Here is a 13,023-nt window from a genome sequence, read left to right as displayed (position 1 = left end):
GTTATTTTTGTATAATAAATTATAATGAAGTTACAGGGGGGATGAATTTTGAAAAAATTCATAATCACTGGATTGTCTGTATTGTTATTAGTTGGTTGCGGTGCTCCACAGGAAAAAGAGGACGCGCAATCAAAACAGGAAGAACAAGTTGTAAACGCAAGTGATGAGAATATGGTTGTATTTCCTGAAGGAGCAATGTCAATTGGAGAAGGGAAAGTAAAAGTTATTACTCCAGATGGTACTTCTGAAAACGGCAATATACCGACTGTATTCATCAAAAAGGATACGTTAATTCAGCAAGTTGAATTAGAGCTTTCTAATTTTCAAAGTGATAAAGAAACATTCGTATTTGTAGATCAAATGTATACGGATAAACATCAAGTAACTAGTACAACGCAGACAACAGTGCAGTTAAAAGAAAAAACGCTGGAAACAGGTAGTCATACAATTACTGCAGTTCAGTATGAAAACAATGACCCGAAAGGAAAGGTTATTAGTTTTAATCAAGCAACATTTGAGACAAAACCAGCGTCTTAATATGAATAAAAAGTACATTACTCAAAAAGTAGTGTGCTTTTTTGTTTGGACTAGAGTGTGCAAGAGTGAATAACTTATTTCATTTTCTAATACGATTAAATAGGAAGTAATCACTTGTTACTACTATGACAGAGAAAGAGGTTGAAGATGTGAATCGGTGTATTCGTATCATTTTGATTAGCCTAATGATGGCAGTAATTTGGTTTACGATACAAGAGTTTATGCAAATAACGCTCAATTATCAAATTCATGACTTGTTAATAGGAGCTATTTGTTTTACCATTGTTTAACTATTATATGATAAACTCGGGCTAAGGTAAGTTTCAGAAGAAAAATGTAGGTATTTCATTTGAAATGTCGAATAGTACATACGATGTCGTAATAACAAATTTTCTATTGTTTACTGTGAAACAGAAGAAGGAGAGATAGTAATGAAACGAGCTCTTATAAATATTGATTATACATATGATTTTGTAGCTGAGAAAGGCGCTTTAACATGCGGGAAACCAGGACAGGAAATTGAGAAGGAAATTGTACATATAACGAAGCAATATATTGAAAATGGAGATTACGTTGTCTTTGCTATTGATAAACATGAAGAAAATGATGTATATCATCCAGAATCAAAGTTATTCCCGTCTCATAATATAGCTGGTACAAATGGAAGAGATTTGTTTGGTGAATTACAAGATGTGTACGAAACATATAAAAATGCAGAGAATGTATATTACATGGATAAAACACGGTATAGTGCATTTGCTGGAACGGATTTAGAGATGAAGCTAAGAGAAAGAGGAATTGAAGAGGTTCATCTTGTAGGGGTATGTACTGATATTTGTGTTCTTCATACAGCAGTAGATGCGTATAATAAAGGGTTTAAAATTGTTGTTTATGAAAAGGCAGTTGCATCTTTTAATGCGCAAGGACATGAATTTGCACTTGGACATTTTAAGTCATGCTTACATGCAGAAGTGAAGTGAAAAAAGAGGCCTTTAAAAAAGGTCTCTTTTATTTGTCCTTGTTCATTGAAAACAGCTACCGCAACGCCTAATAAATTGAGTGGTCTTGATCCGACAACTTTTCTAAGTTCTTCAATATATCCCATTGTATGTAACCTCCGTAAGAAAAAATAAGAGCAAATAAACTATTCGTTATTATGTAAATATATTCCTCTTTATAAGGGGAGAGAAGACATATAACTTATTTGTGTTATTTGGTAAAATATACATCAAAAAAGGTCAAACAAAACCTTTGACCTTTTTTGACCAAATGTTATAATAAAGGCAGAAAGAGATAATCTTTCATTCATAAATAATAAGGAGGAAAAAATATGCGTAATTTATTTCCAGAGATAACAAAACGTCAAAATGGTATTTTTGATTTTGGGCCTTCTTTATTAGAAGGGATGACAGATGCTTTCTTTAAGCCACTGAACATGGATACTTTTAAAGTAGATGTTCATGAGCAATCTGATAAATATACTGTGAAAGCAGATTTACCAGGTTTTCAAAAAGAAAACATTCAAGTTGATTTTGAACAAGATGTATTAACGATTCAAGCAACTAACCATAATGAAGTAGAAGAAAAAAATGAGAATGGCACATATATTCGTAAAGAACGTTCTATAGGTTCTGTAACTCGACGCTTTAGTTTTAAACAAGTTGAGGAAGAAAATGTTAGAGCAAATTATAAAGATGGCGTACTGACAATAGAATTACCAAAACTGAAAGAAGAAAAAAACAGTAAGACAACAATTAACATCGAATAAAAGAGCTGATGATTTCAGCTCTTTTTTGTACTTAGTTAATAAATTAATTGAAATCGTAATGAGTAGAATAAAGTTGTAATATTAAAAAATCACTATTAGCTCCCTTTAGATTATTAAAAAGGGTATATTTAAAGGGACAGGAAAAAGAACAGCTAGACATACTGTTTAAAGTGAATTAGTAATAGAGTCAAAATACATAGTAAGGGTAGTGGCATTTAAGATTAGGATAATAGATTTTTCTGGAACAAACTTAGGCGATTATGAATTTTTTAATTAGTAAGGAAGTGGTTAAATGAGCTTATTAACGTATACGGAAGAATTTTTTAATTATGTACGAGAGTTTTTACTTTTAAGATTTTTACTATTTGCTTTAGTTTTAATCATTATTTCTTTTGTAATAAACCGTATTATTGATTGGTTTTTTAGGAAATCAAGCTTTTTTGATGAAGAGGTAGAGCAGACAATTCAAAGTGTAATTCGATCTATTTTTAGATATATCATTATCATCAGTCTTATCATATATTTAATTAGCCAATTTGTAGATATAAAAAGTATTATTGCAGGTGCAGGGATAGCTGGAGTTGTCATCGGTTTTGCTGCACAACAGATGCTAAAAGATGTTATATTAGGCTTTGCAAGATTAGCGGACAAAGAGTTTCGGGTTGGTGATTTTGTAACTTTTAACGGAACAAATTCAGGAACTATTGAAGAGATTAGTATTCGTTTTATGCAAATTCGTGAATGGTCAGGAAAACTACTTACCATCCCGCACGGAGAGATTAGAACGATACAAAATTTTAATAAAGGATGGATGCGTGTAATTGAACGCATCACGGTAAGTTATCAGGAAGATCCAACAAGAGTGAAGGAATTGTTAGAAGAAGTATGTGTTATATGCAATGAAAAATTGAATCAAACTCTTTATAGAGTAGAGGATGAGGCTGTTGAACCATTTAAATACGTCGGTGTTACAGACTTAAATCCTAACTTGAAATATGTTGGCTATGAATTTTGTATTACAGGTTTAATAAAGCCAGAAGATTATTTTGAAACTTCTAGACAAGTAAGATTTGAATTAATGTCTATGTTCCATAAAAATCAAGTGCAAATGCCAGCAGCGAATATGGTTGTTACTACTGAAGGTTTACAGCATATCCATGGTGGACAATCTTTATCGGACAGCTAAAGTAGAATCGTTTGTTAACAAAAATTCTGCTTCCAACATTGGATAGAATAACAATAATAAAATGATTGATATAAAGAAAGGGCTGAAGGAATTCGGTTCTTTTTTTATTTATAGAATTTAGAAATTTCTTAATGTTATAATTGTAGTTGGTGATGAGAATGAACTTTGAAGAAAAAGAGATGCGTCGTTTAGAAGCATTAAAAGAAATTGCTGAATTATTAAATGAAGCAACAAACTTACAGGATATGTTAGAAAAAGTGTTGCATACATTGTTACAAGTAATGAATTTACAAACAGGGTGGATATTCTTTATTGATGAAAGTGGAAAGCACAGTATGCTTGTAGACGAAAATTTACCAGAGGCTCTTACGTGGCAAAAGAAGAAGCCGATGTGTGAAGGAAACTGTTGGTGTGTAGAACGTTTTGTGAATGGGAGATTGGAAAAAGCGACTAATATTATTGAATGTAAGCGAATAGAAGATGCAATTGAATGTAATTGGGGAGAGACAGAAGATGTTACACATCATGCGACAATTCCGCTTAGGTCTGGATCAGAAAAATTTGGTCTACTAAATGTGGCTGCACCTCATAAGACTCATTTTTCTGAGGAAGAGTTAGCATTATTAGAATCAATTGCATTTCAAATTGGAACGACAATACAACGTATTCAATTAGTTGAGAAAGAACGTAAATATGTAGTGGTAGCGGAAAGAAATCGACTTGCACGTGATTTACATGATTCAGTAAAACAATTGTTATTTTCTATTATGCTAACAGCGAAAGGTACTCTGAATATGACGCAAGATAGAGAATTGCAAGAGATGTTAAGTTATATTGGGGAATTATCACAAGAAGCATTACAAGAGATGACGCTATTAATTTGGCAATTAAGACCTGAAGGATTGGAGAAAGGATTAGCAGAAGCAATTCAAAATTACGGGAAGTTATTAGGAGTTCAAGTGGAAGTTCGAATTGATGGGATGGTTTCAATGGGGGATGAAATAGAAGAAGTTTTATGGCGTATTAGCCAAGAGGCGCTACATAATTGTAAAAAGCATGCTTCGTGTGAAAAGGTACATATTCTTTTGAAAATAGAAAATAACCAGTTACATTTTTACATAGAAGACAATGGAATAGGATTTATACAAGAACAAGTAAGGGAATCAGCACTTGGCCTGAAAAGTATGAAGGAACGTATTCAGTTAATGAAGGGATCGTTTCAAATTATAACAGAGCTGAAAAAGGGTACAAAAATAGAAATTCAATTGCCGATTTGAAGGGGAGAATAAGGTTGAAGATTAAACTGCTACTAGTTGAGGATCATCATATCGTTCGAAGAGGACTTGTATTCTTTTTGAAAACGAGAGAAGAATTTGAAATTATTGGGGAAGCGGAAAATGGCGAAGAGGCATTACATTTCGTGCAAAAAGAAAGACCAGATGTCGTACTAATGGATGTATCGATGCCGAAAATGGATGGAATTGAGGCAACAAAACGTCTAAAGCAATATGATGAGACAATAAAGGTACTTATATTAAGTAGTTTTTCAGAGCAAGATTATGTTATACCAGCACTTGAAGCTGGAGCAGATGGTTATCAATTAAAAGAAGTACAACCTGAGCAACTTGTCGCTTCTATTATTGCAGTACATCAAGGAAATGCGAATTTTCACCCGAAAGTAACACCTGCATTAATGGGGCGTTCTGCAGTAAAGAAGGAAGTAGAAAATCCTTTTTCAATGTTAACGAAAAGAGAGCAAGAGGTACTTCGCGAAATTGCGAAAGGAAGAAGCAACAAGGAGATTGCAGCAGAACTTCATATTACAGAACAAACTGTGAAAACACACGTTTCAAACGTTTTAGCTAAATTGGAAGTGGATGATCGTACGCAAGCCGCATTATACGCAGTGAAACATGGAGAGAATTATTCATAAGCATGAATAATTCTGTTATATCGTATGACAGAATACATAGGAGCAATTAAAAATTATAGTAATCCCTAATATAGGTTTTTCTTCTTTCGATAATTAGGTACAATAAAGTGAAACTCTAATCAGTGGAGGACCATCCCCACTGATGATTAGTTCAACTAATCGGTTTTTACAGGATAAAGCTACGATGGAAGGGGAGGATATGCTATGCCTGGTACAAGAAGTGGGATTGGAAAGATTCAGGCTTCGTTAAATGGTTTATCACCGAAATTGCGAAGTATTGCCGAACATATTTTGAAACATCCACAAGATGTTGTACATAAATCTATTACAGAATTAGCTGAAGTTACGAATAGTTCCGAAGCTACGATATTCCGCTTATGTAAAAACCTTGGTTTGCAAGGTTTTCAAGATTTAAAGATTACATTAGCTCGTGAAATTGTACATACACCGATGCAAAATATCCATGAAGAGGTATCAGCAGAAGATAGTATGGTAACTGTTGCTAAAAAAGTTTTTCATTCGCATATTACAGGACTGCAAGATACTTTACATTTGCTTAATGAAACGGCACTTGAGCAGGCTGTACGAGCCTTACAAGAAGCAAGTCGAATTGAGTTTTATGGAAATGGTGGCTCTGGTATTATTGCAATGGATGCGTATCATAAGTTTATGAGAACGGGTATTTCTTGTATCGCTCATACTGATTCGCATTTTCAAATTATGGGGGCAGGTTTACTCTCGGAAAATTCAGTTGTTATTGGTATTTCTCATTCTGGTAGCAATAAAGGATTACTTGAAGCGTTAGAAGTAGCGAAAGCAAGAGGAGCCAAAATTATTGCGATTACGAGCTATAAGAAATCAGCATTAAGTCAACTTGCTGATATAACGTTATATACATCAACACGTGAGACTGAATTCCGCACAGAAGCAAGTTCATCACGATTAGCACAGTTAAGCTTATTAGATACTTTGTATGTAGGGTTGTCGTTGCAGCGACAAGAGGAAACTCTAAAAAATTTACAAAGTATACGTGAAACGATTTCGATGAAGCGAATATAAAAAAGCTCTTCAAATGAAGAGCTTTCAGACTGTAGACAAACTATTTTTGGAGAGTTCAAATGCTAAAAATAGTTTGTTTCTTATTTTAGGGATAATTTATCCAATGGAATTTATATGTAGTGCTTTCTATACTATAATTTACTATAAGTGAGGAAGGTGTCTTATGAAAATATCTGTTTATGTTGCAAGTGCATTTAGCAAGGATCATAAAGGCGGAAATAAAGCAGGAGTGGTATTTATTGAGAATACATTGACCACTACTCAAAAAATGGAAATAGCCAAACAACTGGGCTATGCGGAAACCGCATTTATATCAGAATCTGAAATTGCTGATTATAAATTTGAGTATTTTACACCAAAAGAAGAAGTTGATTTATGTGGTCATGCCACAATTGGCTCTTTCGCGATACTGATGCATTTAAATAAACTTTTCAGGAATCGCTATACGATTGAAACGAACAGCGGTGTTCTTACTATTACTATAAAAGATGACATCATATTCATGGAACAAAATAAACCGATATTCTATGATGTTGTATCTCCAAACGAGTTCATCGACTGTTTTGATAGTAAAGATATAGAAAATAAATACCCAATTCAAATTGTCTCCACGGGCTTAAAAGATATTTTAATTCCTATAAAAAGCGAAACACAATTACATGCACTGCAACCTAATTTTGAAAAAATTAAAGAAATTAGCAAGTATTATAATGTTGTCGGGATGCATCTATATACTTTTAATGACAATCGAATTATATGCAGAAATTTTGCTCCGCTATACGACATCAATGAAGAAGCAGCGACTGGAACTTCGAACGGTGCATTAGCTTGCTACCTTTATGAACAGGACTACTTGAAAAAAGAAGTCTATGTATTTGAACAAGGTTATTCTTTACACTCGCCTTCTGAAATATTAGTTAAATTAGCAACCAATAGCAAAAATAAAATAGAAAAAGTTTATGTTGGTGGCAAAGGATATTACTGTGAAACTAAGTGTTTACATGTAGAAAATATTGAGTGAAGAGCTTTTTTATCGGTGAGAAGTTTGTTAATTTATTTTGTTTTAGAAATATGTGACTTACTTATAGTCAATGATAAACTCTCATTTTTAAAAATTTAAAATAAAGACCGATTTGTGTAATAATTCAAATATTGTTCATAATTTCACAAGTTGTTTATGAAGTGTCATGTTATGATGAAGATGTAATGATGATTGAACACTTAAATTTGGTAGAATAACTAGCCAAAGTAGTGAAGAAAGTAGTTGTGAGATAAACTCATTAAAATGCTAAAACACTAAAGGGGAGATCACATATGAAAGCAGTAGTGGTTAATAAAAACAGCAAAGCAAACATCGAAGTGATTGACAAAGAATTACGTCCGTTACACTCAGGTGAAGCGTTAGTAGATGTAGAGTATTGTGGAGTTTGCCACACTGATTTACACGTTGCGAATCATGATTTTGGTAACACTGATGGCCGTATTCTTGGTCATGAGGGTGTAGGTATTGTTACGAAAATAGCTGATGATGTTACTTCACTAAAGATAGGTGACCGTGTAAGTATTGCATGGATGTTCCAATCTTGTGGACGTTGTGAATATTGCGTAACTGGTAGAGAAACATTTTGCCGTGAAGTTAAAAACGCTGGTTATTCAGTGGATGGTGGTATGGCTGAACAATGTATCGTTACAGCTGATTATGCGGTAAAAGTACCAGAAGGATTAGATCCTGCTCAAGCATCATCAATTACTTGTGCTGGTGTAACTACATATAAAGCTATTAAAGTATCAGATATTAAACCTAGTCAACCTATTGTAATCTATGGCTGCGGTGGATTAGGTAACTTAGCTATCCAATATGCTAAAAATGTATTTGGTGCAAAGGTAATCGCAGTAGATATTAATGACGACAAATTAGCCTTAGCGAAAGAAGTTGGTGCTGATATGACTATCAATCCAATTTCTCAAGGTCCTGCTGATAAAATTGTGCAAGAGGAGTTTGGTGGCGCTTATGCTGCGGTAGTAACAGCAGTCTCTAAAGTAGCCTTTAACTCAGCAGTTGATGCAGTACGTGCTTGCGGTAAAGTAGTTGCAGTAGGGCTACCAGTAGAAACAATGGACTTAAACATCCCACGACTTGTACTGGATGGAATTGAAGTAGTTGGTTCTCTAGTTGGTACTCGTAAAGATTTGGAAGAGGCGTTTATGTTCGGGGCAGAAGGAAAAGTAGTGCCAGTTGTTCAAACTTGTTCTCTAGATAAAGTACAAAATGTATTCGAAGAAATGGAACAAGGTAGAATTCAAGGGCGTATGGTAATTGATTTTAAAAAACATAATTGTGATTGCAAATAATTCACTTTAAATATAAAAAGCATGAGTCTAGCAAATACATGTAAAAAAGTTAGACAGCATAAGAAGATGATCCCTGTATTTAATAGGAATCATCTTCTTTATTTTCTATAATATCAATGCCAATTAATACTTGATTAATGAGAAATGAGAAATGATTAAAGGTTTACTTTATTTGCAAACGAAAAGGAATCTTTATGTTTAACAAATTTTTTATGATCTGGAACGTTTTGAATTGCTACAATTTGCGAATCTCTTGCTTTCAGTGCATCTTGAATCCCGATGGTCATAAGCTTAATAAATAGAATCGTAATAAAGAATGAAGCGAGAGTATAAAAAATAATCCACCATGAAAGATTCATTTCATTACGATTTAATCCAATAAGACCTGCCCAATCATTAGATAGAGAAACAGGTTTGAGCACTCCGTCATAGAGTTCACGCATTTGTATGCCGCCAATTACAATGTTAAGCAACGCTAAATGGATAACGAGTATGAGTGTTTGGACGATATGTTCCATAAATAATACAAATAAGCGGTCAAGTAATAAGACTCGTAAGTGTTTTTTTATAATATGAAAACGACTAGCCCCCAGTAATTGTGAACTTAAGATGTAATCTTGTTTCATAAATTCATCAACTTCTGAGGATATGTATAAAGAAAGTGTAGGCAGAGCGACGAAAATAAGTACGAGTACTTGATAAAACGTAAATGAAATATTTGGATCTACCCCATCAGAATTTGATGTGATTATAATATTAACGGGCGTGATGAGTATGAATGCGATAAATAGAGTTGGAATATAATAAAAAACTTCTGAGCATGACTGGAAAAATCTCTTGAGTTTTGGAGCAAATAAACTTAAGAGGATTCCTATACATGTTCCGCATAAAATTCGAAAGAAGCTAATTGCCACGGCTAATAAAATAGTGAATTTTGCTCCTTCTACAATTTGTAAGAAAACAGACTCTCCAAAACGATCAGATCCAAAAGGTGGAATTAACGATGGCGGAAAGGGGGCCTTTCCAAGTAATTCGTTATTTTCATTGTAAAGTAACTGAGGAGGTTTTGGGATGTTATCTTTAAAGAACCAACTATAAATAAAACTAGCTGAAATAAGTATGAATAGATAAGCAAAGCCGATTAAAAAGCGTTTTGATTTCCAAATAGATTTCATAATGATACTCCTTTCAATTGCTTTTTCCATCTATTCATCATGAATGAGACTATTTGGAAAATGGCGTAAAATGGTAAAACAATCATAACAAGTATGATAAATGCAGCTGGAGGTGAAACAAACGCCTTATTAAATAAAAATTGAATAATGCCTTCCATATTAAAAACAAATTCTAAAATGAATAAATTAGAAAGTAAGAAAACAAAAATCGTTTTTAAATGGTGGAAGAAGTGGATAGATATATTTTTGAATAAATGAATGCATAGTATATAACTTGATGAAAGGCCTTTTCCATATGCAACCTCTACGTAATGTTTTCCTTGCTCTTCTTTTATGTATAACACCATCATCCGAAACATTTGTAATGTAGGTAAGACAGCTAATGATAAAATAGGAAGTAAATAAGCTCGATTTTCATTAAAAGAAATAATAGTGACAGGAGATTCCCCAAATTTCTGAAGTACCCATATGAAAAATATTTGCAAACAAATCATCATCATCATATCAGGGACAGCTTCTAATATGAACACAATTCGGTTTATCCATTTTTTTATATAATCTTTTGCTAAAAAATAAAAAAATGCCATGCTAGATGATAAAAAGAGAGCAAGAAAAAAGGCTAAAAATAATATAGTAAATGAATATAGGTAAGGTTCTAAAACAGTTGGAAATAATGGTGTTTTTTTGAAATGGCCAAACTTCGGGTCTGATCCTATAATCACTAATGATTCAGGGGAAAAAACCTGTTTTAACATAGTAACGGTCTGATTAAAAAAATAAATTGGTTGAAAGGTAAATCCTTGTTGAGTGATAAATAAATAAGGTAAATTTAATAATAGTAAGAGTGATAAAAGAATTGATGAAAGCTTAATTGTGAATTGAGATATTTTATTTAACATTAAATCCCTCCGACATCTTTTTACAACATTATACAATAAATTTCATGTTATTGTTTTTATTTTTCTGAAAAATAAAAATACTTTTCGGTTTTATAGTATGCAAGATATATTTACAAGATAAAAAAGTGATAGTAGGGGGGCCGCGCTCTATGTTTATCAAGATAAAAGGACTAGTGAACCTAAAACAATAAACAAGAGCAAAATGCACAGAATTCTCATTCTGCGGTTAGTTACTTTTCTTGGCTTGATGGTGATGTTACGTGAACCCTAAAAATGAATATTGCGTTTCAACTCTTTCTTCATGCAAATAAGTAGAACGTATGGAGGAGTATGTATGTATTGTTAATGGGAGGAAAGAGTGTATTGCGTAACGAATATAACGTAAGTTTACCGCATGGAAAAGCTAAATGTAGTATATAAGTGAAATGGAATGAGGGGATTTATTTTTTTGGTATGAAAAAAATTTTCTTTATATAACTTGATAAATGAAAAAATATTTTATATACTAATTCATGTAAACGGTTTACTAAATCGTATTTTGCTAGAAATGAAGGGAAGATTCGCATGGAAACAAGGGGGAGAGTAATCGGGATTGATATCGGTACCACAAGTACAAAAACGGTTGTGTTCACAGAAAAAGGAAAAGTCATTGCATCACATGCAATCGATTACCCAATTATTCAACCGAATGTAGGATGGGCTGAGCAAGATCCTGATGTAATATGTGCCGCTGTATACAAAAGTGTAAGCGTTGCCATTGAAAAAGGTAATGTATTACCAGAAGATATTTCTTCAATCGGTATTAGTACAGCTATGCACGCATTAATTGCAGTAGATGAAAATGGTGCGCCATTAACGCGTTCTATCATTTGGGCAGATAATCGAAGTACGAAGCAATCAGAAAAATTATTACAACAAATGAATGGGCATGAAATTTATAGACGTACAGGTACACCGATTCATCCGATGTCACCACTTTCTAAATTGTTATGGATGAAAGAAGAGGAACCAGAGTTATATACAAGTGCCTATAAATTCATTTCCATTAAAGAGTATGTGATTTACCAATTATTTTCACGCTACGTAGTTGATTATTCGATTGCTTCTGCTACAGGGTTATTTAATTTAGAAACATTAAACTGGGATGAAGATGTTTTAACTATGTTACATATGTCACCAGAACAATTATCAACCCCAGTACCAACTACATATATTTTATCGGGTATGAAACGAGAAATAGCACAAAAGATGGGTATTCGTGAAGATACTCCAGTTGTTATTGGTGCAAGTGATGGTGTTCTTGCGAATGTAGGCGTTGGGGCAATATCGCCTGGCTCAGCTGCGATTACGATTGGAACGAGTGGTGCAGTTCGAACAATCTCATCAAATATAAATACAGATGAGAAAGGGAGAACGTTTTGTTACGCATTAACAGATGAGCACTGGGTAATCGGTGGTCCAACGAATAACGGCGGAATATTACTGAGATGGTTACGTGATGAATTTGGTAGTCCAGAGCAAGAAGTAGCAAGAAAGCTCGGCATTGATCCTTATGATTTATTAATTAAATATGCAGAAAGCGTACCAGCTGGAGCGGATGGGCTATTGTTCTTACCTTTCTTATCTGGAGAACGCGCACCTTACTGGAATGCAAATGCTCGTGGTACATTCTTTGGAATCAATCTTCAGCATAAGCGAGAACATTTTATACGTGCAGTGATGGAAGGTGTTTGTATGAGTGTATATTCAGTAGCACTCGCAATCAGGGATTGTACAGGGCCACTTACTGAAATACGAGTTTCAGGAGGGTTTGCAAAATCTGCATTTTGGAGACAAATGTTGTCCGATATGATGGGAAAAGAATTGCTTGTACCTGAAAGTCATGAAGCATCTGCGCTTGGGGCAGCGGCAGTTGCTTTGTATGCTGTAGGAAAAATTGATTCTCTTGAAGAGGTAAAGGATTGGATTGATATTGTCCATCATCATGTACCGAATAAAGAAAATACGGCTATATATTTAGAAATGTTTTATATGTATGAACGACTTTACAATCGCTTGAAAGAAGAATTTGATTGTATAGCTGCTTTCCAACGTAAACAATAGGGGGATTGGGA

General features: G+C 33.7%; 13 protein-coding genes. 11 read left to right on the top strand and 2 right to left on the bottom strand.

The window, feature by feature from the left end; translation table 11 throughout:
- Positions 1 to 48 precede the first annotated feature (48 nt).
- The 10 genes from ACTFR8_RS03465 to adhP all read left to right on the top strand — a co-directional run bounded on the left by ACTFR8_RS03465 (position 49) and on the right by adhP (position 8,835).
- Positions 49 to 537, top strand: a complete 489-nt coding sequence (locus ACTFR8_RS03465) for a hypothetical protein (protein ID WP_000713496.1) — start codon at positions 49 to 51, stop codon at positions 535 to 537.
- A 149-nt stretch (positions 538 to 686) separates the two neighbouring features.
- The gene (locus ACTFR8_RS03460) at positions 687 to 827 is read left to right on the top strand and encodes a hypothetical protein (protein WP_162490180.1); all 141 of its coding nucleotides are present in this window, start codon (positions 687 to 689) and stop codon (positions 825 to 827) included.
- 141 nt (positions 828 to 968) lie between these two features.
- Positions 969 to 1,517, top strand: coding sequence for a cysteine hydrolase family protein (locus ACTFR8_RS03455; protein WP_000816766.1), 549 nt, complete (start codon positions 969 to 971; stop codon positions 1,515 to 1,517).
- 350 nt (positions 1,518 to 1,867) lie between these two features.
- The gene (locus tag ACTFR8_RS03450) at positions 1,868 to 2,305 is read left to right on the top strand and encodes an Hsp20/alpha crystallin family protein (protein ID WP_001245052.1); all 438 of its coding nucleotides are present in this window, start codon (positions 1,868 to 1,870) and stop codon (positions 2,303 to 2,305) included.
- A gap of 292 nt (positions 2,306 to 2,597) precedes the next feature.
- The gene (locus tag ACTFR8_RS03445) at positions 2,598 to 3,491 is read left to right on the top strand and encodes a mechanosensitive ion channel family protein (protein WP_000055434.1); all 894 of its coding nucleotides are present in this window, start codon (positions 2,598 to 2,600) and stop codon (positions 3,489 to 3,491) included.
- Positions 3,492 to 3,670: 179 nt separating this feature from the next.
- Positions 3,671 to 4,768: a two-component system sensor histidine kinase CasK gene (casK, locus tag ACTFR8_RS03440; RefSeq protein WP_170924154.1), complete on the top strand. Its 1,098-nt coding sequence runs from the start codon at positions 3,671 to 3,673 to the stop codon at positions 4,766 to 4,768.
- Positions 4,769 to 4,782: 14 nt separating this feature from the next.
- Positions 4,783 to 5,424 carry a two-component system response regulator CasR gene (casR, locus tag ACTFR8_RS03435; protein ID WP_000694629.1) on the top strand — a complete coding sequence of 214 codons (642 nt, stop codon included), beginning with the start codon at positions 4,783 to 4,785 and terminating at the stop codon, positions 5,422 to 5,424.
- 204 nt (positions 5,425 to 5,628) lie between these two features.
- Positions 5,629 to 6,483, top strand: a complete 855-nt coding sequence (locus tag ACTFR8_RS03430; protein ID WP_001119646.1) for a MurR/RpiR family transcriptional regulator — start codon at positions 5,629 to 5,631, stop codon at positions 6,481 to 6,483.
- A gap of 163 nt (positions 6,484 to 6,646) precedes the next feature.
- Positions 6,647 to 7,504, top strand: coding sequence for a PhzF family phenazine biosynthesis protein (locus ACTFR8_RS03425; RefSeq protein WP_000704316.1), 858 nt, complete (start codon positions 6,647 to 6,649; stop codon positions 7,502 to 7,504).
- 293 nt (positions 7,505 to 7,797) lie between these two features.
- On the top strand, positions 7,798 to 8,835 hold the full coding sequence (adhP, locus tag ACTFR8_RS03420; RefSeq protein WP_000649109.1) for an alcohol dehydrogenase AdhP: 1,038 nt from the start codon (positions 7,798 to 7,800) through the stop codon (positions 8,833 to 8,835).
- A 155-nt stretch (positions 8,836 to 8,990) separates the two neighbouring features.
- Here adhP and ACTFR8_RS03415 read toward each other — a convergent pair whose 3' ends face one another.
- Positions 8,991 to 10,010 carry an ABC transporter permease gene (locus ACTFR8_RS03415; protein ID WP_153045360.1) on the bottom strand — a complete coding sequence of 340 codons (1,020 nt, stop codon included), beginning with the start codon at positions 10,008 to 10,010 and terminating at the stop codon, positions 8,991 to 8,993.
- Positions 10,007 to 10,909, bottom strand: coding sequence for an ABC transporter permease subunit (locus tag ACTFR8_RS03410; protein ID WP_000932684.1), 903 nt, complete (start codon positions 10,907 to 10,909; stop codon positions 10,007 to 10,009). Before ACTFR8_RS03410 ends, ACTFR8_RS03415 begins: the two co-directional genes overlap by 4 nt.
- Before the next feature lie 564 nt (positions 10,910 to 11,473).
- Here ACTFR8_RS03410 and gntK point away from each other — a divergent pair.
- Entirely contained in the window at positions 11,474 to 13,012 is a 1,539-nt protein-coding gene (gene gntK, locus ACTFR8_RS03405) for a gluconokinase (protein ID WP_000450002.1), read from the top strand.
- The last annotated feature ends 11 nt before the right edge of the window (positions 13,013 to 13,023 follow it).

This window comes from Bacillus cereus group sp. MYBK15-3, assembly GCF_051916765.1.
In the GTDB taxonomy this organism is placed as follows: domain Bacteria; phylum Bacillota; class Bacilli; order Bacillales; family Bacillaceae_G; genus Bacillus_A; species Bacillus_A cereus.
The sequence above is the reverse complement of the archived record's forward strand: the minus strand, read 5'-3'. Positions and strand labels throughout refer to the sequence as shown.

Coding starts and splice junctions, on each gene's coding strand:
- ACTFR8_RS03455 (WP_000816766.1), top strand. CDS start 969: ATGAAACGAGCTCTTATAAATATTGATTATACATATGATTTTGTAGCT.
- ACTFR8_RS03450 (WP_001245052.1), top strand. CDS start 1,868: ATGCGTAATTTATTTCCAGAGATAACAAAACGTCAAAATGGTATTTTT.
- ACTFR8_RS03445 (WP_000055434.1), top strand. CDS start 2,598: ATGAGCTTATTAACGTATACGGAAGAATTTTTTAATTATGTACGAGAG.
- casK (WP_170924154.1), top strand. CDS start 3,671: ATGCGTCGTTTAGAAGCATTAAAAGAAATTGCTGAATTATTAAATGAA.
- ACTFR8_RS03430 (WP_001119646.1), top strand. CDS start 5,629: ATGCCTGGTACAAGAAGTGGGATTGGAAAGATTCAGGCTTCGTTAAAT.
- ACTFR8_RS03425 (WP_000704316.1), top strand. CDS start 6,647: ATGAAAATATCTGTTTATGTTGCAAGTGCATTTAGCAAGGATCATAAA.
- adhP (WP_000649109.1), top strand. CDS start 7,798: ATGAAAGCAGTAGTGGTTAATAAAAACAGCAAAGCAAACATCGAAGTG.
- ACTFR8_RS03415 (WP_153045360.1), bottom strand. CDS start 10,010: ATGAAATCTATTTGGAAATCAAAACGCTTTTTAATCGGCTTTGCTTAT.
- ACTFR8_RS03410 (WP_000932684.1), bottom strand. CDS start 10,909: ATGTTAAATAAAATATCTCAATTCACAATTAAGCTTTCATCAATTCTT.
- gntK (WP_000450002.1), top strand. CDS start 11,474: ATGGAAACAAGGGGGAGAGTAATCGGGATTGATATCGGTACCACAAGT.